The 23,088-nt window shown below is 63.9% G+C and carries 16 protein-coding genes and 2 pseudogenes; 10 read left to right on the top strand and 8 right to left on the bottom strand.

Annotated features, from left to right (window positions below; translation table 11 throughout):
* The first annotated feature begins 28 nt into the window (after positions 1 to 28).
* The 10 genes and pseudogenes from tssM to EWM63_RS25590 all read left to right on the top strand — a co-directional run bounded on the left by tssM (position 29) and on the right by EWM63_RS25590 (position 13,560).
* A pseudogene (gene tssM, locus EWM63_RS25635) lies at positions 29 to 3,829 on the top strand (type VI secretion system membrane subunit TssM).
* Positions 3,826 to 4,821: a type VI secretion system-associated protein TagF gene (gene tagF, locus EWM63_RS25630; protein WP_130189058.1), complete on the top strand. Its 996-nt coding sequence runs from the start codon at positions 3,826 to 3,828 to the stop codon at positions 4,819 to 4,821. Before tssM ends, tagF begins: the two are co-directional and overlap by 4 nt.
* Positions 4,821 to 5,600 carry an OmpA family protein gene (locus EWM63_RS25625; protein ID WP_130189057.1) on the top strand — a complete coding sequence of 260 codons (780 nt, stop codon included), beginning with the start codon at positions 4,821 to 4,823 and terminating at the stop codon, positions 5,598 to 5,600. The genes tagF and EWM63_RS25625 overlap by 1 nt, the downstream gene beginning before the upstream one ends.
* Before the next feature lie 30 nt (positions 5,601 to 5,630).
* The gene (gene tssA / locus EWM63_RS25620; RefSeq protein WP_229487504.1) at positions 5,631 to 6,692 is read left to right on the top strand and encodes a type VI secretion system protein TssA; all 1,062 of its coding nucleotides are present in this window, start codon (positions 5,631 to 5,633) and stop codon (positions 6,690 to 6,692) included.
* A 24-nt stretch (positions 6,693 to 6,716) separates the two neighbouring features.
* Entirely contained in the window at positions 6,717 to 9,758 is a 3,042-nt protein-coding gene (locus EWM63_RS25615; RefSeq protein WP_130189056.1) for a type VI secretion system Vgr family protein, read from the top strand.
* The gene (locus EWM63_RS25610; RefSeq protein WP_130189055.1) at positions 9,755 to 11,137 is read left to right on the top strand and encodes a LysM peptidoglycan-binding domain-containing protein; all 1,383 of its coding nucleotides are present in this window, start codon (positions 9,755 to 9,757) and stop codon (positions 11,135 to 11,137) included. The genes EWM63_RS25615 and EWM63_RS25610 overlap by 4 nt, the downstream gene beginning before the upstream one ends.
* The gene (locus tag EWM63_RS25605) at positions 11,091 to 11,807 is read left to right on the top strand and encodes a hypothetical protein (RefSeq protein ID WP_130189054.1); all 717 of its coding nucleotides are present in this window, start codon (positions 11,091 to 11,093) and stop codon (positions 11,805 to 11,807) included. The genes EWM63_RS25610 and EWM63_RS25605 overlap by 47 nt, the downstream gene beginning before the upstream one ends.
* A 168-nt stretch (positions 11,808 to 11,975) precedes the next feature.
* The gene (locus tag EWM63_RS25600) at positions 11,976 to 12,578 is read left to right on the top strand and encodes a hypothetical protein (protein ID WP_130189053.1); all 603 of its coding nucleotides are present in this window, start codon (positions 11,976 to 11,978) and stop codon (positions 12,576 to 12,578) included.
* 86 nt (positions 12,579 to 12,664) lie between these two features.
* On the top strand, positions 12,665 to 13,120 hold the full coding sequence (locus EWM63_RS25595; RefSeq protein ID WP_130189052.1) for a hypothetical protein: 456 nt from the start codon (positions 12,665 to 12,667) through the stop codon (positions 13,118 to 13,120).
* A gap of 173 nt (positions 13,121 to 13,293) precedes the next feature.
* Positions 13,294 to 13,560 carry a hypothetical protein gene (locus tag EWM63_RS25590; protein WP_130189051.1) on the top strand — a complete coding sequence of 89 codons (267 nt, stop codon included), beginning with the start codon at positions 13,294 to 13,296 and terminating at the stop codon, positions 13,558 to 13,560.
* Between the two features lie 21 nt (positions 13,561 to 13,581).
* On the opposite strand, the gene tssH is transcribed toward EWM63_RS25590, so the two are convergent.
* The 8 genes and pseudogenes from tssH to EWM63_RS25550 all read right to left on the bottom strand — a co-directional run bounded on the left by tssH (position 13,582) and on the right by EWM63_RS25550 (position 22,930).
* Positions 13,582 to 16,236: a type VI secretion system ATPase TssH gene (gene tssH / locus EWM63_RS25585; RefSeq protein WP_130189050.1), complete on the bottom strand. Its 2,655-nt coding sequence runs from the start codon at positions 16,234 to 16,236 to the stop codon at positions 13,582 to 13,584.
* Between the two features lie 67 nt (positions 16,237 to 16,303).
* Complete coding sequence (tssG, locus tag EWM63_RS25580) at positions 16,304 to 17,389, bottom strand: type VI secretion system baseplate subunit TssG (RefSeq protein ID WP_130189049.1); 1,086 nt, start codon at positions 17,387 to 17,389, stop codon at positions 16,304 to 16,306.
* Positions 17,353 to 19,196 (bottom strand): annotated as a pseudogene (gene tssF, locus EWM63_RS25575) (type VI secretion system baseplate subunit TssF). Before tssF ends, tssG begins: the two are co-directional and overlap by 37 nt.
* Position 19,197: 1 nt before the next feature.
* On the bottom strand, positions 19,198 to 19,689 hold the full coding sequence (tssE, locus tag EWM63_RS25570; RefSeq protein ID WP_130189048.1) for a type VI secretion system baseplate subunit TssE: 492 nt from the start codon (positions 19,687 to 19,689) through the stop codon (positions 19,198 to 19,200).
* A 20-nt stretch (positions 19,690 to 19,709) separates the two neighbouring features.
* The gene (locus tag EWM63_RS25565; protein ID WP_130189047.1) at positions 19,710 to 20,201 is read right to left on the bottom strand and encodes an Hcp family type VI secretion system effector; all 492 of its coding nucleotides are present in this window, start codon (positions 20,199 to 20,201) and stop codon (positions 19,710 to 19,712) included.
* Positions 20,202 to 20,228: 27 nt separating this feature from the next.
* On the bottom strand, positions 20,229 to 21,710 hold the full coding sequence (gene tssC / locus EWM63_RS25560) for a type VI secretion system contractile sheath large subunit (RefSeq protein ID WP_130189046.1): 1,482 nt from the start codon (positions 21,708 to 21,710) through the stop codon (positions 20,229 to 20,231).
* A 2-nt stretch (positions 21,711 to 21,712) separates the two neighbouring features.
* Positions 21,713 to 22,222 carry a type VI secretion system contractile sheath small subunit gene (gene tssB / locus EWM63_RS25555; RefSeq protein WP_130189045.1) on the bottom strand — a complete coding sequence of 170 codons (510 nt, stop codon included), beginning with the start codon at positions 22,220 to 22,222 and terminating at the stop codon, positions 21,713 to 21,715.
* 117 nt (positions 22,223 to 22,339) lie between these two features.
* On the bottom strand, positions 22,340 to 22,930 hold the full coding sequence (locus tag EWM63_RS25550) for a tetratricopeptide repeat protein (protein ID WP_130189044.1): 591 nt from the start codon (positions 22,928 to 22,930) through the stop codon (positions 22,340 to 22,342).
* Positions 22,931 to 23,088: the final 158 nt, after the last annotated feature.

Genomic DNA, 23,088 nt, shown 5'->3' with positions numbered 1-23,088 from the left:
CGCTGTTCTTTAATCGAGTTTTACGATGATGCACTCAATCTGGCAGTTCCTGACCACCCGCACCAGCCTCACGGTACTGGGCTATCTCGCCCTGGCTGCGCTGCTGTGGATCTCTTCCCGGCTGCTTGGCCTGCCGCCGGCATGGGCCGGGGGCTGTTCCTGCTGGCCGTGATCGCCGGCGCCGCGCTGTGGGGCTGGCGCTGGTGGCACGACCGCCATGCGGCCGCCGAGCTGGGCGGGATGCTCGAGCAGCAGGCCATTGCGGCAGCGCCGAGGGCCAATGCCACGCAGCGCCAGGAACACGAGGCCATCAAACAGGGCATGCTCGATGCCATCGCAACGATCAAGGGTTCGAAGCTGGGTCACCTGTCCGGTGACGCGGCGCTGTACGAACTGCCCTGGTACATGGTGATCGGCAACCCGGCCGCCGGCAAGAGCACGGCGATCGCCAGCTCGGGCCTGCAGTTCCCGTTTGCCGATTCGAAGATCGTGCAGGGCGTGGGCGGCACCCGCAACTGCGACTGGTTCTTCACCACCGACGGTGTGCTGATCGACACGGCCGGCCGCTATTCGGTGGCCGACGAGGACCGCGCCGAATGGTTCGGCTTCCTGTCGCTGCTGAAGAAATACCGCAAGAAGGCGCCGATCAATGGCGTCATCATCGCCGTCAGCGTGGCCGAACTCACCGGCAACCGCCCCGAGTTCGCGATCAACCTGGCCAAGAACCTGCGCCAGCGCGTGCAGGAACTGACGGAAAAACTCGAAGTGCACGCGCCGGTCTACGTGGTGTTCACCAAGGCCGACCTGATCACGGGCTTCTCCGAATTCTTCCAGGACAGCGAGCGGGGCGAGCGTGACCGGGTGTGGGGCGCCACCCTGCCCTACAACCAGCATGCCACGGGCCAGCAGGTGCTGGACCAGTTCGACACCCGCTTCGACGAGCTGTATGAAGGCCTGAAAGACCTGAGCTCGGCCAATATGGCGCTGCAGTGGCGCGAGCGCATGCCGCCGGGCGTGTTCACCTTCCCGCTGGAGTTCTCGACGATCAAGGCGCCGCTGCGCGCATTCATCGCCACCCTGTTCGAGGAAAACCCGTTCCAGTTCAAGCCCGTGTTCCGCGGCTTCTACTTCACCAGCGCGCTGCAGGAAGGCGCGCCGGTCTCGGCGTCGTCGAAACGCGTGGCGCAGCGCTTCGACATCCGCCTGCAGGCAGACCATCACGAGGAAGCACAGCAGCAGCAGGGCTACTTCCTGCTCAACCTGTTCCGCAAGGTGATCTTCGCCGACAAGGACCTGGTGGCGCAGTACGCCAGCCCCGCCAAGACGCGCATGCGCTACGCCGCCTTCTTTGCCGCCACCGCGTTCGCCGGCCTGGCGCTGGGCGGCTGGAGCTGGTCGTACGTGAACAACCGCCAGCTGGCCGCCAATGTCGCAGCCGACCTGGCCCAGGCCGTGCGCGTGCAGGACAGGCGGCTCGACCTGCAGTCCCGCTTCGAGGCCCTGCAGATCCTGCAGGACCGCATCGAGCAGCTGGAAAGCTACCGCGAGAAACGCCCGCTGTCGCTCAGCCTGGGCCTGTACCAGGGCGACCAGCTGGAACGCAAGCTGCGCGAGGAATACTTCAGCGGCGTGCGCGCCGTGATGCTGAAACCCGTCGGCGAAGCGCTGGAAGGCTACCTGGCGGAAGTGAACCGCAACGCGGCCCAGCTGCAGCCGGCCACCCGCACCGCCGCGGGCAACACTGTCGCCACTGCCGCGGCCACGGCGGAAGCGCCGGCCGCCGGCCAGCAGTTCAAGGATTCGTCGCCCACCAGCAGCGAGGATGCCTACAACGCCCTCAAGACCTACCTGATGCTGGCCGACCCGGCACGCGCCGAGGGCGCCCACTTGAACGACCAGCTGACGCGCTTCTGGCGCAACTGGCTCGACGCCAACCGCGGCACCATGTCGCGCGAGCAGCTGATCCGCGGCGCCGAGCGCATCATCACGTTCTACCTCGCGCAGATCCAGGATACTTCGTGGCCGCGCCTGGAACCGAAGCTGGCTCTCGTGGAACAGACCCGCGAGAACCTGAAACGCGTAGTGCGCGGCATGCCGGCCCGCGAACGCGTGTATGCCGACGTCAAGGCCCGCGCCGCCACGCGCTTCCCCACCATGACGGTGGCGCGCATCGTGGGCGAGCAGGACAAGGAACTGGTACTGGGCAGCTACGCGATCCCCGGCACTTTTACTCGCGAAGCCTGGAAGGGTTCGTGCGCGATGCCTTCCGCGATGCCGCCAACCGCGAACTGCAAAGCGCCGACTGGGTGCTGCGCACGTCGGCCAAGGATGACCTCACGCTGGAAGGCAGCCCCGAACAGATCCAGAAAAGCCTGGTGGAACTGTACAAGACGGAATATGCGCGCGAATGGCAGCGCTTCCTGCAGGGCGTGACCATCCGCGACCTGGCCGGCTTCGACGCCGCCGCCGCCGCGATGAACCGCCTGGGCGACCCGCAGATCTCGCCGATCAGCAAGTTGATCAGCACCGTGTACGAGCAGACGTCGTGGGACAACCCCACGCTCGCCGATGCGGGCATCGACCGCGCCAAGCGCGGCGTGATGGACTGGTTCCGCGAAACGATCCTGCGCCAGACGCCGTCGCGCATCAACGTCAGCATCCAGGCGCCGGGTACCGTGAAGAATACCGCGCTGCCGCTGGGTCCCGTGGGCCGCGAATTCGCCGGCGTGGCGCGCATGGTGGTGACCAAGGACAACGACGCCTCGCTGATGCGCGGCTACATGAACCACCTGTCCAAGCTGCGCAGCCGCTTCAACACGATCAAGAACCAGGGCGACCCGGGCCCCGGCGCCAAGCAGCTGATGCAGCAGACGCTGGACGGCACGGGCTCCGAACTGGCCGACGCGCTGAAGTACGTGGACGAGCAGATGCTGACCGGCATGACCGACACGCAGAAGCAGGCCGTGCGCCCGCTGCTGGTACGGCCGCTGATGCAGAGCTTCGCGGTGATCGTCAAGCCGACCGAGACGGAGATCGACAAGGTCTGGGCGGCGCAGGTGCTCACGCCGTTCCGCCAGAACCTCGCACCGAAGTATCCGTTCTCGGTCGAATCGAAGCTCGAGGCAAGCAACGCCGAGATCGGCCAGGTCTTCGGCCCGGCGGGCGCGGTGGCGAAATTCTTCGACACGACCATCGGCCCGCTGGTGGTGCGCCGCGGCGATACGCTCAGCGCCAGGACCTGGGCGGACATGGGCATCAACCTCGCCCCGGCGGTGCTGACCAGCTTCCCGGGCTGGGTCGCACCGCTGTCGGAAGGCGGCGTGGCCAACGCGGCCGCGACGGCGGCCAGCAGCAGCGAGCCGCAGACCATGTTCGACCTGCAGGCCCTGAACGCGAACGGCGCCACCGAGTTCACCATCGAGATCGATGGCCAGGCGCTGCGCTGGCGTGGCCAGCCCCAGCCCTGGGTGCACATGGTGTGGCCGAACGCAACCGGCACGCCGGGCACGCGCATCACCGCCATCACGCCGCAGGGCAATACGGTGGTGCTGTTGAACGAGCCGGGCCGCGAAGGGCTGCGCAAGATGGTGGAAAGCGCGAAGCGCAACCGCCGCGACAATGGCGTGTTCGAACTGAGCTGGAACAACGCCGGCGTGACCGTGACGGCGAACCTGAAGATCATGGGCACCACGAATCCGGCCCCGGCCCCGCTGCCGCATCGGCGCAGTCGGGCCAGGGCTTCCGGCGCCTGCGCCTGCCGGAAACGATCATCGTGCCGTCGCCGGTCATTTCGGCCGCGGCATCCACCACCGCAGGAGGTGCGCAATGAGCCGTCCCGTGATCCCCGCCGGCGCCACCGCCGTCGGCTACTTCGGCAAGATCCCCAGCCGCGGCGATTTCGTCAAGGGCAGCGACAACCCTGCCCTGATCAAGCTGCTGGACGACTGGCTGGCCAAGGCGATGGACCTGATGAGCGCCGACGCGCGCTGGAAGCTGTCCTATGACGCCGTCGAGCCGCTCAATTTCGCCATCATCGGCCCGCGCCGGCGCCATGCGATCGCCGGCCACATCGTGGCCAGCAGCGACCAGTCGCAGCGGCGCTTCCCGTTCCTGATGATGGGTACCCTGGAAGTGCCCGAGCCGGGCACCTTCGTGGGCGAGGCGCCGCTGGTGCTGAACCGCCTGTGGAGCCGCCTGGAAGCGCTCAGCCACGGCGTGGTGCATGCGCAGGATGCCAGCGCTCCGCTGCAGGCCGCGGCCGGCCAGGTGATCGAGCTGGATTTGCGCGCGGCCGCCTATGGCGCCGCGTTCGCCGACTTCCTCGAGTTGCAGACCGTGGGCGGCCTGCAGGCGCAGCTGGCGCAGGGCGGCTTCGAGGGCTCGTTGCGGCAAGTGCTGCTGGCGCTCGGCATGCTGCTGCAGCCGGTGCTGGCCAGCAGTTCCAGCCGCCTGGAAAAAAGCCTGGTGCTGCCGCTCCCGGTCGACCCGATGTACCGCAGCCTCGCGGCGGCGTTCTGGATGCACCTGGTGGCGCCGTTCCTGGCGCGCGCCGATTTCGAGCTGGCGCTGTTTATTACCCGCCTGGCCGGGCGGCCGGCCCTGGTGCTGGGCTTCTCCGGCGCGTCGGCGTACACGCTGCAGGCGATCATGGACCCGCAGGCGGGCCTCGACCGGCACATCGCCTTCGATGACCTGGACTGGGTGGAAGACCAGGTGAACGACGACTACGCCGTGAAACAGCTGTCGGTCTACCTGTCGCAACCCGACCTGTCCCTCAAGTCCGCGTTCGATTCCCTGTGCACGGCCTTCATTGGAACCTGATGATGTTGAAGATGCTTCCCCTGCTTTTAGCTTTTCCCCTGGCCCTCGCCGCCGGCACTGTACACGCGCAGGCTGCCGCGCCCGAACCCGGCCAGGTGCTGGCCGCCGGCACCGTGCCCGACGAAGCCACCCGGGCTGCCGTTCTCGCGCGCCTGCGTGAAATCTATGGTGCCGACCGCGTGGTCGACCAGATCGCCGTCGGCCAGGTCGCCACGCCGGCCAACTGGAACGACTACGTGCAAAAGCTCCTCACGCCCGAACTGAAGCAGATCAGCCGCGGCCAGCTCAAGATCGACGGCACCACGGTCAGCCTGCGCGGCGAAGTCGCCAACGAGGCGCGGCGCCAGAAGATCGCCAGCGACGTGGCCACCAGCCTCAATCCCACGTACACCGTCAACAACGGCTTGCGCGTGTCGAGCGCCGACCAGGGCATCCTGGACAGCACGCTGGCCAACCGCACGGTGGAATTCGAGGTCGGCAAGGCCACGCTGACGCCGGCCGGGCGCGCCATCCTCGACGAGATGCTTCGCGCCATGCAGAAGCTTCGCCAGCGCAAGATCGAGATCATCGGCCATACCGACAACCAGGGCCTGCGCACGACCAACCAGGGCCTGAGCCAGGCGCGCGCCGAAGCGGTGAAAGCCTACCTCGCGGCCAACGGCATCAACGGCGACCTGCTGACCGCCACCGGCCAGGGCGCCGACCGCCCCATCGCCAGCAACGACACCGTCGAAGGGCGCGCCCGCAACCGCCGCATCGAATTCCGCATCGCGCAGTAAGCGCGGCCACACAAGAACAGGAACCAGAGCATGTTTTCAGCCGAGCAGTTACTCCAGCCGATCAGCGCCGACCAGCCGGGCGGCATCGACCTGTCCTTTTCTCCCGAACTGGACGCCATCGCCCACGCCCGCACCTTCGACGACCCGTCGCTCGACCAGGGCGAATGGGTCACCACGCTGAAGGAAGCCGACTGGGAATTCGTGGTGCACCGCTGCGCCGCCCTGCTCGAGACCTCCAGCAAGGACCTGCGCGTGGCCGCCTGGCTCACCGAGGCGGCCGCCAAGGAGCACCACCTGCGCGGCCTGACCGAAGGCTTGCGCGTGCTGGCCGGGCTGTTCGAACGGTTCTGGGACCAGGGCCTGTACCCGGAAGCGGACGACGGCGACCAGGAGCGCCGCATCGGCACCCTGAGCTGGCTGCTGGGCCGCATCAAGCCGTTGCTGCGCGAGATGCCGATCACAGATGGCAACGGCGGCCCCTTCACGCCGATCGACTTCGAGAGCGCGCGGCGCCAGGGCGGCGACGACAACCGCCGCCTGGCCGAACTGGAAGCGGCCAAACGCGCCACGTCGCCGGCCTTCCGCCGCGCCTTCGCGGCCGATGCCCAGGCGTGCATGGACGCGCTGGTGGAACTGGAACGCGCGGCCGACGAGCGCCTCGGCAACGACGCGCCGGGCTTCGTGGGCGCGCGCGACGCGGTGCGCGACATGCAGGCCCTCGTGCCGCCCCCGCCGAGGACGCGGCGCCGGTTGCCGCCGATACCGCCACGTCACTGGCCCCGGGTGAACAACAGGCGATGGCGGCCGTGCACGGCGGCTCGCCCGGTGGTCCGCCGGGCGCCATCCACACGCGCGAGCAGGCCATCACCCAGTTGCGCACGATCGCCGAATTCTTCCGCCGCACGGAGCCGCACAGCCCCGTGTCCTACTATGCCGAGAAGGCTGCCAAGGCGGGCGAGCAGGACCTGCACACGTGGCTGCGCTCCGTGGTCAAGGATTCGGCTTCGCTGGCACACATCGAGGAATTGCTGGGCGTGCAGCCGGCGTCGGACTGACACAGCCGCGGCAGGCCGCCGCCCACAAGCCCATTGACCAGCAATTACTGAACATTCCGTCATGTCCGTCACCAGCGATACACAATTGGTCCAGGCCGTTTTATCGGCCCTGGCCGGGTTCACGCAATCGAGCCGCCTGCTGCGCCTAAAAACACCACTGGGGGCCGACGTGCTGCTGGCCGAATCGCTGCACGGCGAGGAAGGCATCGACGGCGGCTTTCGCCTGCAGGTTGCCGCGCTGTCGCAGGATGCCGCGCTGCGCCTGAAGTCATTGCTCGGCCAGCCGGCCCTGCTCCAGCTGCAGACCGCGCCGGGCCAGTCCGAGCGCACCTTCCATGGCCACGTGACCGCCGCCGAACTGTGCGGCGCCAACGGCGGGCTGGCGCGCTACCGCCTGACCATCGAACCGTGGACCGCCTTCCTCGCGCTGGGCCGCGACAGCCGCATATTCCAGGACCGGTCGGTGCCCGACATCATCGACGCGGTGTTCGAGTCATATCACGGCAAGGGCGCGCTGGCGCCGGCCTGGCGCATCGAGGCCGACCGCGCGCTGTATCCGGTGCGCAGCCTGGTGACGCAGTACCAGGAAAGCGACTGGGCATTCGTGCAGCGGCTGATGCGCGAGGAAGGCCTGTTCGCATTCTTCGAGCACAGTGGCGACGCCGCCAGCGCCACGCTCGGCACCCACACGCTGGTGATCGCCGACAGCAACGACGCGTTCGGGCCGAACCCGCAGGAGACAGTCCGCTTCACCCAGCCCGGTGCAGTCATGGCCGCCGACAGCATCGACCGTTGGCGCACCGAGACGCGCCTGCTGACCAACGCGATCGAACTGCGCAGCTGGGATTACCGGGCCCGCGCCACGCGCGCGGTGGGGGTCTCGGCCGCCACCGATATCGAACTGCGCAGCAGCGACATTCCCGGCGCCTATGCGTACCCGAACGAAAAGCACGGCGAGCGTATCGCCGAGCGCCAGTTGCAGGCTCTCGAAGCAAGCAGGGAAGTCCACGTGGGTGCCGGCACCGTGCGCACCCTCGCACCCGGGACCACTCTTACCCTGTCGGGTCATGCCACGCATGACGGCAATCGTTTCCTGGTCGTGCGGGTGCGCCACCTTGCCCACAACAACCTGCAGGCCGATACGGCATCGCAACTGGTGCGGCGGCTGGGCGAAGATCCCGTTGCGGTATTGAATACGCAGGCACTCGCGCACAGCCTGCACGCCACCGGCAGGCGCATCGCCGAACGGCCCGTGTACCGCAACAGCTTCGACGCCATCCGCGCCGACATTCCCTACAGGAGCAGCCGGGCCGATGGCCAGGGCCATCTGCTGCATCCGCGCCCGACCGTGCAAGGCCAGCAGACCGCGATTGTCGTGGGCCCGCCGGGTGTACCGGTTCACACGGACCGCGACCATCGCATCAAGGTGCAGTTCCACTGGCAGCGCGGCATCGCCAGCCACAGCCGTCTCGACCATCCCGCACCCGAAGGTCACGCCGGCGCCCCCGCCGACGATCAAGCCGGCACATGGGTGCGCGTTGCCACGCCCCTCGCGCCGGTCGCCGGCGCCAACTGGGGCGCCAATGCCCTGCCCCGCGTGGGCCAGGAAGTGCTGGTCGATTTCATCGACGGCAATATCGACCGGCCGATCGTGATTGGCGCCGTGTACAACGGCAAGGGCGACAGGGACGCGCAAGGCAACGGCGTGGCACGTGGCACAGGGGCGGCAACCGGCAATGCGGCGGCGTGGTTTCCGGGCGAAAGCGGCGCGCACGCGCACGCCGCGGTACTGTCCGGCTTCAAGAGCCAGGCAATGCGGGACAGCGCCGGCGGCACCGGCGCCTACAGCCAGCTGGTGTTCGACGACAGCCCTGGCCAGCCGCGCGTCGCCTTGCAGCAGCACGCGAAGGCGCACGAAGGCACGGCCGAACTGAACCTCGGCCACCTGCGCCACCAGGCCGACAACCAGCGCCTCGATCCGGCCGGCTTCGGCGCGGAACTCAAGGCTGAGCACAGCGTGGCACTGCGCGCCGCTCGCGGCATGCTGCTGGCGACGGATACGGCAAGCGCTGGCTCGTCCGCGCTGGATTCCGGCCCGGCGCTGTCGCAGGTGGAGCAAAGCCAGCAGTTACTCAAGTCGCTTGCGAAAACCGCGCAGAAGCACAACGCCCGGCTGCCGCGGGAACCGGCACCGGACGAACTGCCGGCGGTCGCCGCGCTGGGCGCCTCTGGCGAGGTTCTGCAGGCCACCGCCACGGGCGGCCAGGGCAACCAGGGCGGCGCCGGCACCGCGGCCGCTTACAGCGCGCCGCATCTGCAGCTATCGTCGCCATCGGGCATCGCCGCCTTGACGCCCGCCTCCACCGTGGTCAGCGCCGGCGGCGTCACGAGCCTGGGCGCGGGGCAGGACATCAACCTTGCTTCGCAGGGCAATATCTTTCACGTCGTGAAGGCCGGGATCAGCCTGTTCACTTATGGCAAAGCCCAGGCCGCGTCGAAACCGAACCAGGAAACGGGCATCCGGCTGCACGCGGCCAGTGGCAAGGTGAGCAGCCAGAGCCAGTCCGGCCCGACCCGGATCACGGCGGACAAGGCGATCACCGTGGCCAGCGTGGCGAAGAGTGTCAGCGTGGCGGCCAAGGAGCACGTGCTGCTGACCGCACAGGGCGCTTCGCTGAGGCTGTCGGGCGGGAATATCGAGGTGCATGGGCCGGGGACCATGGCGTTCAAGGCGAGCAAGAAGGAGCTGGCGGGGCCAGCTCAAGCGGCCCCGTTATCACTGAGTCTTCCAAAGCCTGACACGCTGGTTGACCAGGATTTGGCTCGTTTCAGTCAGCAGTTCGACCTGTCACACCTGGCATATAACGAAGACGGGTTCTTCTCTTCCGAAAACAAACCGTACAGCGTTTACACGCGGGATGGAAAGTTCCTTACCTCTGGCACCACTAACGATGATGGCCTAACAGGGCGCATCTATACAGATGAATCCACCGACCTTATCGTACTTATAGGTGAAAGCAACTGGCATCTGGAAGAGCACTTTGAGTACGATGACAACATTGATGAAGTAGTCCTACATGTAAAAGACGGAGATGAGGAATGAGAGACGTTCACCCTGTGGCTCCAGGTGAGACGCTAACCCGCATAGGACAAATTAATGGCCGATCAGTCAAGTTCCTGTTGTCAATTAATGACATACCGAATCCCAACCGATTACGCATTGGCCAGAAAATTTACCTAAAGAAAGAACTCGTTCTAGGAGTGCGCTTCCTTCTGCAGGATGGCCAGAGGGACCCCATCAGGGATCTTGGTTATCAAATCTATTTCAACAAGAAAGTTGCGCGTGGACGAACCGGACCGGAAGGATTGACACAGCAAATATTCACCGACGCGATCAAGGATGAGGTTGTCATTTACGTCGAGCGCCTGGACAAGTCGTGGAAGCCTGTGGGAAAGATACTCTCCGGACCGCGAAACAAGCTCGTCAGCGTCACAACTGACCGTTTGAAGCTTGACGGAAAAGCGTTGCCACATCCGCAGGAACCAGTAAATAAGCCTCTCTCGCCAAAAGAACCCGTTAAACCAGCATTCGACCCAAAGAAGCCGCAGTCGCCGGCTACTCAGCCATTGCCTGGTCCAAAAACGACTCCGACCACTACGCCGGATGGAAAACCTCTTACCATTGTCGAAGGCGAGATCCCAAATGTCGACTTCCTGGACGTTTACGATGGCACGGTGATGACAGAGGCCGACTATGAATGGGCGGCGAAAGAGCTTGGAGTCGAACTGGCTGCAATCAAGGCTTTCGCCAAAGTCGAGTCGGGTGGCGCCGGATTTCTTGCGGTCGGGAAGCGAACGGTTCCAAAGATACTCTATGAACGGCACAAATTCTCCGCAGCAACAAAGCATCAATATAGCTCCAAATATCCCGACATCTCTCTGCCCACAGCTTACTACAATGCAAAGGCACGTTATGTTAAAGCAGATGCGGCTTACAAGAAGAAGAGGAATGTGCCTGACGATGTCGACTACTATCGCCCCGTAAGCAAAAAAGATAGCGCCGCGACCAAAGCAGCTGCACTATCATTGGAACAGCTATTGAAGAGTGGTGCTGCTACCAAAGAAAAAGACAAATATATCGCGGGGGCCGGGAGTTATAAACGCCTATTGAAGGCTTATCAGCTCGACCAGGATGCAGCAATCGAAAGCTGTTCATGGGGCGCCTTCCAGATCATGGGCGAATACTGGAAAACAATGCGTTACGAGTCGGCCAAGGACTTTTCGCGCAAGGTATCCCGATCGCCACGAGAGCAGATGCGCTCCTTCATTCTGTATATAAAGTACGTATCTCCGAAAATTGTCACGCACTTGAAAAACCTCGACTGGGCGGCCGTAGCTGCCGCCTATAATGGACCGCGTTATAAGGATAATGCATATGATGTCAAATTGGCCGAAGAATACAAAAAATTCAAGGGTAAATAAATTGCGGCAGTTTAGCTTATCAGCCATTATCATGGCGACGGCATTTGCTTCCTCTTGCACTGCCGCGCCCAATGTCATCTCAGCGAGCAGTCCTTTTTCAGAAAATCCCTTTATTGCAGTCGGAGTAAATCCGACAACGAAAGTTGTCACAGGATATTTTTCAGCACTATTGACTTCTCCAGGAAAAACCGACGAGTGTAAATTCGCGTTTCATGGAAAAATGGCATCGGATGGAAAAGTCAGAGTTACGGTTAGAGACGCAGTGCCAGCAAACATTGGCGAGAAAAATACAGTACAGAACGACTTTGCTGTTCTCATCTCTACCAAAGGCAGCATTGGAATCGAACTTCCGGTATCCATGGCGCCGGGGGACTGTGACTGGGTCCTTGAGTCGGTCGGTGCTCCTCGGATCACGAACAGCGGGAATAGGTACATTATGTCAGTAGATACCGGACCAGCAGGAGATTGGATCGGAGTCATTACAGTTCGCAGTAAGCGTGCTTTTTTCCACAACTCGCCGAACGATAGCACAGTTCGAAAGGCATTCCTTGTAGCGGGAGATGTTGCCTATGTAACTGAAGAAAGAAACGGCTGGTATCATGTCAAATACACTCACGGTAAAAAAGAAACCGCCGGCTGGATGAAGGTATCCGACACTATCCAGTTTTAATAAATCTCGACATTAATAAATCCGTCATGGCGCCACAATTTCCGGTACGCAGCAATCTGCGGTCCCTGTCGCGAGCGCGGGTAAGCCAGCGCCCGCCCGCTCCGCCTTGCCCGATTGTTTGAGACGAAACCGTCCGCTATCGCAGCTTATGACCGCCTGTGCTAAAACATGAAAAAATTGATCTATGCGTCGACGCTCTGCATGTTGGCTAAGTGCTGTTTCGCGCTCGGGGCTCCAGTAGTGGGCCTGCTGGAACAGTATCCGGTCATGGCTGATGGAATGAACGTCACCGCGCGACCGACGTATATCTTTACCAATCAGAAACTGGACGCCCCGACCGTTTTCAGCGGATTGGTTGGAGTGAGTAATCGGCTTAGCGTTTTGTGTTGCTTTGAGGTAACCAATATCAAGCCAATCGATATGAAGACCGAGTTTTCGAAATATGCATCCGACGAGGATTTCACCGATCACCTGAAGAAAGTTGCAGGGCATAGCCATGTCTACGTTGCCAGCCCCTTGAGCGACAAGAAAAAGTGGTCTCCCTTGATGCAAACCGTAGTAAAAATTGCGGATAATCCTGCTGACGGATCGCCCTTTTCCGCGGCAGTCGTTCAGGGCACCTTCGAGAAGGCGTCAACCCCGGCAACGTTCACCATGGCGGGAAACAAGGTTTCCCTGCGAACCCGAATCGATAAAAGGGATAACGTTCGCTATTCGTTCGAAATTGGGAACAAGGTATATACGTTCAAGGAACCCCTTGGCCCACATTAAAATCGCGACTAGGTATCCCTGCAGGGATAGCAAAGCGAATTACGACAACCATTAGACGCACGCTAGCGAAAGAAGTTAACACTGCAATGACCATTCGATCGAACAAATGGCTAGCCCGGCTCGGTGCAGCACTGGCATTGCTCGCGTCCACAGCCGGATGGTCGCAAGCGGGCGAACCGCTCAATGCTGCCAGTTACATCCGGGAACGAGGCTGGACCGTGGTCGGTTCACCCCTGCCCCGCTCGCCGAACGCCGACCTGGTCCCGCTGCAGTATTACGAAAAGTCGGCGTACGCGCCATCGTGCGGCCTGCTGGGAAGGGCTGCGAACGGCAAGCCGCAGCTAGTGGAGCTGGCAGGCCCGGGCGAAGGTAGCGACTGGCCGCAATGCATGGACATCGAATCGATGACGGCAGTCAGGCTGGGCGACCGTGATTACGTCGCCGTGGTCTACCTCGTGCGCGATACGCGGGAGGATTTTTACCGCTACGTCGAGTATGTTCATGCGGACCCGCGAAGGGTCATGTTGCCGATACCGACCTGACGTCGGGACTGAAGGGCGGCCTGCGCCGACCGGAGGCGGACGTCGTTGCCCTTGGCCAGGCCAAGTGGGAAGCAAGGCGCTTTGCGCCGGCGCAGCTCCAGGACGATCACTTCATCGCAACCCCGCAGTCATGGTTCGCGGTCCTGGAAGACAGGAAGGCAAGGCAATGCCGCTTGCTGTCGCGGGCCGGCGCGGCGCCGGTCGCATCGGGACTGCAGCAATGCAAGGCAGTACTGGCGACCACGCGCCTTGAAAAGCGCGGTGCCGTGTACTACCTCGCCATGTTCGAATTGGCGAGCGGCAAGCGCCACGTCGCCATCGTGCCGGTAACGCCCGACGGGCAGATCGCGTCCGGCAATGCACTGGCCGATATCGTCAACGCCAGCGCGGCGAAGGATATCCGCTCTGCCAGGGCCGCGCTGGCCAGGGCGCTGCCTTAGCGACGCCCCGGGTCGATATCGTCACTCGATCGTGTAGCTGAACTGCCCCTCTTCGCTGGCGCTCACGCTGATCTTGCTGATCGAGGCCCCTTCGGCCATCTTCGCCAGTACCGACTCCGCCACTTCCGGCAGCAGCGTGCCATTGAGGATGTTGTCCACGTTGCGTGCGCCCGAATCGACTTCGGTGCAGCGCGCCAGTACGGCTTCCACCAGCGCCTCGTCGTACGAGAACTCGGCCTTGTGGTTGACGGCGATGCGACGGGCGATCCGGTCCAGCTTCAGCTCGATGATCTCGACCAGCACATCGTCGGCCAGCGGATAGTACGGCACCACCTTCAGGCGGCCGAGGAAGGCCGGCTTGAACTGCTTCATCAGGTGCGGGCGGATCAGTTCTTCCAGCGCACCCGGCGCCGGCAGCTCTTCCTCGCTCTTGTTCAGGCAAGCCTGCATCATCGTGCTCGAGGCCACGTTCGACGTGAGGATGATGATGGTGTTCTTGAAGTCGATCTCGCGGCCTTCGGCATCGTCCATCACGCCCTTGTCGAAGACCTGGAAGAACAGCTCCAGCACGTCCGGGTGGGCCTTTTCCACTTCGTCGAGCAGCACCACGCTGTACGGATTACGCCGCACGGCCTCGGTCAGCACGCCGCCTTCGCCGTAGCCCACGTAGCCCGGTGGCGAGCCTTTCAGGCCCGAGACGCTGTGCGCTTCCTGGTATTCGCTCATGTTGATGGTGATGAGCTTGCGCTCGCCGCCGTACAGCACGTCGGCCAGCGCCAGCGCCGTCTCGGTCTTGCCGATGCCGGAAGGGCCGACGAACAGGAACACGCCCTTCGGCTTGTTCGGGTCGTCCAGGTTGGCGCGCGCCGTGCGCACGCGCTGCGCCACGGCTTCGATCGCATGCGACTGGCCCAGCACGCGCTCTTCCAGCAGGTCGCGCAGCTTGAGCACCGTGTTGATCTCGTCCTTCACCATCTTGCCGAGCGGGATGCCGGTCCAGCCGGCGACGATTTCCGCCACCACGTGGCCATCGACCTGCACCGGCACCATCGGCGTTTCGCCTTGCAGCGCGCGCAGTTCGGCCACCAGCGCCTGCACGTCATTGCCGGCGCTGGCATAGCCCTCGCCCGCTTCTTCCAGGCCGCGGCGTTCCTGCATGATCCGTTCCGTCAGCGCTTTTTCCTGTTCCCAGCGCGCCGTCAGGCTCGCATGCTCGTCGGCGGCCGCGGCCCGCGCCGCCGCCAGTTCCTCGAGCCGCGCGCCATGCCCGCTGCCGGAACTCTGCTCGCGCCGCAGCGCTTGCGCCTCGGCATCGATGCGCTCCAGCTTGCGCGCGAGGTTTTCAATCAGGGCCGGCGTGGCGTTCTGGCCCAGCGCCACCTTGGCGCAGGCCGTATCGAGCACGCTGATGGCCTTGTCCGGCAGCTGGCGGCCGCTGATGTAGCGGTGCGACAGCCGGACCGCTTCCGTGATCGCCTCGTCGTAGACGCGCACGCCGAAGTGCTTTTCCATCAGCGGCGCCATGCCGCGCAGCATGGCGCAGGCCAGTTCCTCGCTGGGCTCTTCCACCTTGATGACCTGGAACCGCCGCGCCAGCGCCGCGTCTTTCTCGAAATACTTCTTGTACTCGCTCCACGTGGTGGCCGCGATGGTGCGCAATTCGCCGCGCGCCAGCGCCGGTTTCAGCAGGTTGGCCGCATCGTTCTGGCCCGCCTGGCCGCCGGCGCCGATCATCGTGTGCGCCTCGTCGATGAACAGGATGATCGCGTGCGGGCTTTTCTTCACTTCGTCGATTACGTTCTTCAGGCGGTTCTCGAACTCGCCCTTCACGGAAGCGCCGGCCTGCAGCAGGCCCATGTCCAGCGTGTGGATTTCCACGCCCTTGAGCACGTCCGGCACGTCGCCTTCGGCGATGCGCAGCGCCAGCCCTTCGACAACGGCGGTCTTGCCCACGCCTGCCTCGCCGGTGAGGATCGGGTTGTTCTGGCGGCGGCGCATCAGGATATCGATGGCCTGGCGGATTTCCGTGTCGCGGCCGATCACCGGGTCGACCTTACCGTCACGCGCGCGCTGGGTGAGGTTCGTGGTGAACTGGTCGAGTGCCGGCGTCTTCGTCTGCGCGGCGCCCGCCAGCTCGCCCACCGGGTCGCTGCCCTGCGGCTGCGCCGCGGAGCGGGTGGGCGGCGCAACGGCTTCCTGCGAGCCGGCGGCGATCTTGTCGAGGTTGTGCTTGATCTGGTCGACGTCGAACTTGTCGAACAGTTTCGAGCCGCGGTAGGCCAGCTGCGACAGTTCGGCATCGGTCAGCAGCGCCTGCAGCAGGTGGCCGCTGCGGATCTCGGCCGGGCGACCGTCCGGGATGTCGAGCGAGGCGATCAGCCAGGCGTGCTCGAACAGCTTGGGCAGCCGTGCCGAGAACACGGGCGTGCGCGAGTTGCCGGTCTTCAGACGGGCCAGCTCGGCCTGCAGGTCCGCTTCCAGCATGCCTGTACCGATGCCGCTCTGGCGGGCGATCACGGCAAAGTCGCTCTTCGGCTGCTCCAGCAGCGCCAGGAACAGGTGTTCCAGGTCGACTTCGAACTGGCCCATCGACACGCACAGGCCGGCGGCGCGGGTGGCGGCCGTGCGGCAGGTGTCGTTCAACTTGCCGATCAGCGTCTTGAGATTCAGGCTCATGCAGGTGGTCCCTTGTTGGTCAGGTGTTGGATGAAAAATTCACTACTTGCTTGTTCAGGCACGCGCCTCAAAGCGCGTGCACGTCGTAGCGCACGTCGTCGCGGTTGCGCGGGGTGTCGCCGGTCACGAGGAACGTGTCCCATCCCAGCCGGCCGCCGCTGCGGTCATCGGCCAGCGACGCACCCTGCACTTCACGGGCGCACAGCACCAGCTGCACCTCGTATTCGAGGCTCACGCCGGTCATCATCGACAGCATGCTCGCGAGCGCACGGGCCGCCTCGCCTCCCGGCAGGAATGCGTCGAAGCGCGCGCGCTTGAGCGGGCCGATCACGATGCGCAGGCGCAGGTCGCGCTGCCAGATGCGCGCGCCGGCCATGGCGCCCCCACCCAGCATGGCGTTGGCCATGCCCAGCCGGCATTGCTGCGCCTCGGGCATGTCGTACCAGCGGCCGATGAACTGCTCGGTCTTTACCGGCACGGCGAAATACTCGGACAGCACGCGGGCGATCTGCGCGCTCGATGCCGGCCGGTGGCGCATCGCCGTGGCGAAGTACGCCACCGATTCGTCCAGCAGGCCGCCATGCGTGCCATCGGCGAAGCGGCTGCGCAGCGAAGGCTGGCCGAGCCCGGCGAGCGAGAGCAGCAGCGGCAGGAAGCCATCCTTGCCGTCGAGCTGGTACTTCAGTTCCAGCCGGTACTTGCGCCAGGCTTCATAGAACAGCGCCAGCGAGCGGTTCGAGAAGGTATCGAGGAATGCGCGCGGGCCATCGTCGCGCGTGGTGATCGCGTGCGCGGCGATGCGCTCGGTGTAGTGCGCCGGCAGCGCGCCCATATTGCCCAGCAGGCCCATGAAAGCGGGCGTGATGCGCACGTAGCGCAGCGTGGCGCTTTTCAGCGCCTCGGCAAGCGCATGCCGGTCCAGCCCGACATCGCGCGGCTCGACTTCGATGCCTTCCAGCTGGCTGGCCGGGAAAGCCAGCGAGGTGGAATTGGTGAAGCGCAGGAAGTTGGCCACCGCCCCGTCGCGCACCTTGCCATGACGCTTGAGCCAGAGCTCCAGCATGCGCACGGCCTGGAAGTACTCGAAACGGTACGGCTGGGCGAACAGGCGCTCGATTACAGCAGGCTCAAATCGCCGCTGCGCGGGCTGCATTTCAATAATTCTTCTCCGGTTTTGGATGACACGATCACGAGTTGGGTAAAGCTGTTCGCATGCACGTACAGCCCCAGGAAACACTCGATCACGTGGGCGAACGCGTGGATGCCGCTGCCGACGAAGGCTTCCTCGTCGACCGTGAGGCGCACCTCCATGCCGCGCACCAGGCAGGCGAACGGATTGCCGGGCAACCAGGCGTTGGCCGGCTTGTGCGCCACGTTGGCGATGCCGCCGATCTGGCGCTGCGATGCGGGCGAACGCGGCAGATCATACATGGCCAGCATTTCGCGGAACGCTTCCACGCCGCCATCGGTGAGCGACAGGTGGTTCAGCGACAGGTGCGAAATCAGGCGCCAGTGGGCCCCCGCGCCGCGGCCGAAATGCTGCGAGCGCGTGGGCTTGCGCAGGAAGCTGATGGCAGACACGCGCGAGCCGCCCTCCATGAACAGGTCGCCGCCAGGCAGGCCGTAGGTGAGCGAGGCCGGCAGGTCGCGGTTGGTGCAGGTCAGCTCCAGGCTCAGCGTGTCGGTCTCGATCGCGGCCGGATCGAAGTCGATGTCGACGATGGAGATTTCGGTCTCGTAGCCGGGGCTCCGGTCGGCGACGACATCGTCGCGCCGTGCCACGTAGTAATGGCCATTCTTCTCCGGCGTCTGGCCATGCCGCAGCGAATAGAAAGGCCGGAATTCCACCACCGATTCCCCTGCGGGGTCTGGCGCACCAGCTTGACCGAATCGATCGCGTAGACCTCGTAGGCAAAGGCGCGGCGGGCGTCGGCCAGCACCGGGTAGCTGGCCTTGGCGTGGGTCAGCCGGATCGGTTCGCCGCGTTTCTCGAACAGGTTGACCACGGGCGTGCAGCCCAGCAGCAGGTTGTTCGTCGACAGGCCGCCGAGCATGCGCGCGATATCCGAATCCGAGCGCAGGCCCGACAGGGCCAGGTGCAGCGTCAGTTCGCGGGTACCCGACGGGATCAGCGCCGTCAGCGCTGCCAGGTCGATGTCGACGAAGTTGAATTTCTCGGGGAAGCAGAAGAACTCGGTCAGCAGGCGGTAGGCGACATGCGAGCGCGCCGAGAAATCGATCAGCGCATCGTCCTCGTCGAAACCGGCCGGGGCCAGCGGGATGGCGCCGAGCTGGATCCAGCGCCCGCTGCCGCCCTCCTCTACGTACGCCGCCAGCGTGCGCATGAACAGGGCGTCGCGCAGCGCGGCGCAGAACGACGGCTCGCCATCGATGAACACGCGCAGCTTGCCGCATTTGAGCTGGCCCAGCGCCACTTGCGCGGCCGTGGCCGAGAGCGTGATGCTGATGCTGGACGTGACGCCCTGGGGCAGGCGCACCGTGTCCGGCGCGTCGATGATGGGCGCGAAGACGGCCCCGCTCAGCGCGATCGGCGCGATCGTCACCGGGTAGGCCGTGCGGAACGTGCAGGCCGAGCCCTTGACCTTGCGGGTGGCCAGGCGGGTGCCGCGCGGTATCTCCGCCGCGGCGGTCAGCTGCGCGGCCTGGCTGGCGTAATCCATGTGCACGATTGAGCACGATGGAAACGGCCGCAGGTAATGCGGGTACAGCACCTCGAGCAAGGCCTCGGTGAACTGCGGATAATCGTCGTCGAGCCGCTTGGCGATGCGCGAGTTCATCAGCGCGAACGCCTGGATCATGCGCTCGATATGGGGATCCTCGCAGACCTCGCCGCCGATCAGCAGGCGGCCGGCGATCTTCGGGTAGCGCTCGGAGAATTCACGGGAATAGCGGCGCAGGAACCCCAGTTCGCGCTCGTAGTACGGTAATAACTGTTCCAACTCATGCTCCTGCCGATCCTGGCCGGCGTGCCTTGCTGATCGTGTATTGCTGGCTTGAAGGTTGCAGGATGGCGTCGAAATTGACCGGTTCCTGCGCCGTGTTGACGATCAGGAGCGCGGTGATGGCGAAATTGAGGCAATTGACTGCATCCTCGCGCAGGTCCAGCGTGGCCCGCACGTTGCGCAGGCGCGGTTCATGGCGGGCGATGGCCTCTTCGAGACAGGCGCAGATGTAGGCGCGGTCGTCGAAGCTGGACAGGGAACGGCCGGCAAAATCCTGCAGGCCGTAGCTCACCAGCGAGCGGCCGCACTCCGGGAACTGCTGCAGCAGTTCATCCGGCAGTGCGATGCGGGTGTTGAGCAACGCTTCGAGATCGCGGGCGACCGTTTCCTTGAGGTCTTCGATCGACAACCGCGTTACCGTTGCGTGCGAGGCGCCATGGGCGGGCGCGTCCATCAGCCGGTCGAACAGGCCTGGCGTGTAGCCTTGCATGGGCGCCTCGATGGTAAAACTTAAGCGACCTTGTTGGTCGACAGGTCCCAGCCGCCGGAGGTGTTACCACCCGAGCCGCCGCCGACTTTCTGCTGCGTGTACTTCCACTTGACCTTGGAGTACTTCAGCTTCACGTCTTCGGTCAGGATGTCGCCTGGTTCGACCGAAGGCGCCACGCTGGAGATCAGCACGTTTTCCAGTTCGATCTCGAAGTACTTCACGCGTTCGCCCTGGCCATCGGCGCGCAGGAATTCGAACTTTGCCTTCGGCAGGGTTTTGCCCGACGAGCAATTCTGCAGCAGCAGCGGGGTTGCCAGGTCGGCCAGCTTCGAGATCACGATGTCGCGGTGCTCGGTACGCTCGGCGGTGTGGCCGCCACCGGTCGATGCCGTTGCCGATTTCGGCTGCAGCACTTCCCAGTTCACGGATTTCACCTCGATCCAGTCCTTGTGGCTGGAGTCGGCGGATTCGCCTTTGATGCCGTCGATTTGCAGGTAGACGTCGATTGCCATTATTTTCCTTTCGATGGATGTTGGATATTACGGTTTGGTCGTTGGAAGCTCCGCGACCAGTCGGAGTGAAACGGAAAGCTCGTCGAGCTGGAAGTGCGGGCGCAGGAACGACACGGCGCGGAACACGCCCGGGCGGCCCGGCACTTCCGATACCTGCACCGACGCTTCACGCAGCGGGAACTGGGCCTTCTGTTCCTGGCTGGCGTTGTCGTCCAGCAGCACGTATTGGGTGAGCCAGCGGTTGAGGAAGTCCTCGACGTTGGAGGCGGCCGAGAAGCTGCCGATCTTGTCGCGCATCATGGCCTTCATGTAGTGGGCGATGCGCGAGACGGCGAAGATGTACTGCAGCTGCGACGACAGCACCGCGTTGGCGTTGGCCGCGTCGGATGCGTACTTGCGCGCCTTCTGCGCCGACTGCGCGCCGAAGAAGGCGGCGTAGTCGGTGTTCTTGCAGTGGACCAGGGAGATGAAGCCCAGGTCCGACAGTTCCTTCTCGCGCCGGTCGGTAATGGCGATCTCGGTCGGGCACTTCAGCGCCACTTCGCCTTCGTCGGTCTTGAAGGTGTGGGTCGGCAGGTCTTCGACCAGGCCGCCGCCTTCCACGCCACGGATCGCGGCGCACCAGCCGTAGTCCTCGAACGCGGCCGTCAGCTTGCTGGCGAACGCATAGGCGGCGTTGCACCACAGGTATTTCTGGTGGTCGGTGCCGTCCACGTCCTCGACGAAGTTGAAGCCTTCGGTGATGGCGCCATCGGCCGGGTTGTACGGCAGGCGGCCCAGGAAGCGCGGCAGGGTCAGGCCCACGTAGCGCGAATCCTCGGATTCGCGGAAGGCCTTCCACTTGTAGTACTCCATCGTGTCGAACAGCTTGGACAGGTCGCGCGGGCGACCCAGCTCGCTGTAGCTGTCCAGGCCGAACAGCTCCGGCGACGCGGCGCTGATGAACGGCGCATGCGCGGCCGCGGCCACGTGCGACATCTGTTCGATGAAGTACATGTCTTCCGGCTGGCGGGTGATTTCGTAGTCGCCGATCAGGGCGCCGAACGGCGCGCCGCCGAAGGTGCCGAATTCTTCTTCATAGACCTTCTTGAACATCGTGCTCTGGTCGAACTCGATCGCGCTCTGGAAATCCTTGACCAGTTCCTTCTTGGTCGCGTTGAGCATCTTGATCTTGATGTTCTGACCCGTGGCGCTGTTCTTGACCAGGTAGTGCAGGCCGGTCCAGCTGGATTCCAGCTTCTGGAACTGCGGCGCGTGCATCACGGCCGACAGCTGTTTCGAGATCATGCTGTCCAGTTCCGCCACGCGCGCGTCGATGGTGGCGGCCAGGTTGTCGGACACCACCACGGTGCCTTCCATGACCTGGCTGACCAGTTCGGAGATCAGGTCCTTGGCGCGTTCATGTTCGGTGCTGGAGCGGGCAACGCGGCTTTCTTCGACAATCTGGTCGAGCAGCGCGGTTTCTTCGGTGGCGGCAGCCGCGCCGCCGGCGTTCAGTTGTGCAGACATGGTCATTCTTTCCGGGCGTTGGCTTGCTGGCCCAGCTCGGCCAGTTTCTCGGTGCTGTTCAACACTTCGTTGAGCAGGTCTTCCAGCTTGTCGTTGCCGGCCAGCTTGTTGCGCAGGTCGGCCAGCTTGGTGCGCGCTTCCAGCAGCTTGCGCAGCGGCTCCACCTGCTCGACCACCGCCTCGGGGCGGAAATCGTCGAGCGACGTGAACTTCAGGTCCACGGCGAAAGTGCTGTCGTCGCCCGCCAGCGTGTTTTCCACTTGGTAGGTTGCGCGCGGTTCCACGCCCTTGAGGACTTCGTCGAAATTGTCGCGGTCGACATTGACGAAGGCGCGCTCCTTGAGGCGCTTCTGCTCGACTTCCGAGTTACCGCCGAAATCGCCGACCACGCCCATCACGAAGGGCAGCTCCTTGCTGTCGATGGAATCGCCGATTTCAACGTCGTAAGTCATCTGCACCCGTGGAGGCCGGACTTTCTGCAGGCGCTTTTGCACACTTTCTGATTTAGACATGAGTAATCCTTTGTAGATGAGTCGCGATGTGGCCAACTGCTGGGCTGACTATGGCCGTTACTAATAGTCGTTACTAATAAGAAATCCAATATAGATACTATTGGTGTAATACGGTATTTACTTCAATGCATCGAATGGATTGGCACGGGCACTGCTTCCGGACGGCTGCTTGGTTGTCTTGGCTTTCTTGTTCGTGCGTACCTGGCGCTGGTCGCGCACAGCCGGCGGTTCCACCGGCGCCACGATCAGCGTTTCTTCGCCCAGGCTTGCGCGCAGTATCTTGGCCAGCCCTTGCGATTCCGTCTTGATCGAGCCGGACAGGTTGTTCTGCCGGCTCAGGTCATTCAATGCGCGCGTCGACAGGCGCAGCCCGCTGATGGCGATGATGCTGTTGGCCTTCTGGTCGTTGGGATCGCGCACCAGCACTTCCAGCGCGGCCTGGATGGCGTCGCCATACTGTTCGGCTTCATAGCGCGTCTGCGCGATACTCAACCATGGGGCCTTGTCCGTTGGATAGGCGGCAGCACTCTGCTTCCATAGCGCAATGGCCTGCTCCTTGTTGCCGGTGGTGGCAGCCTTGGTGGCTTCGGCGAGCATATCCTGCAACTGCGGCGTCGGCGGTACCACGGGTGCCGTGCTGCAGGCGGAGAGCGCCGCAACCAGGGCGGCAGCCACGCCGATGCGCGGCAGAAGAGTACTGATGGTCATACTAAATCCTCTTGAGTGTAACGAGAAGTTATTGCATTAAGTTTAATTTTGAGCGGACAGGCGGCACAATAACAGAAAATCAAACTGAACAAAACCCAATTGAAAATCACACATTCTCACTTTCTGGTACGCGCGCACGCTTGAATAATCACACTCTC

The sequence above is a fragment of the Pseudoduganella lutea genome, assembly GCF_004209755.1.
In the GTDB taxonomy this organism is placed as follows: Bacteria; Pseudomonadota; Gammaproteobacteria; order Burkholderiales; family Burkholderiaceae_D; genus Rugamonas; species Rugamonas lutea.
This window is presented reverse-complemented; position numbering and strand designations above follow the sequence as displayed.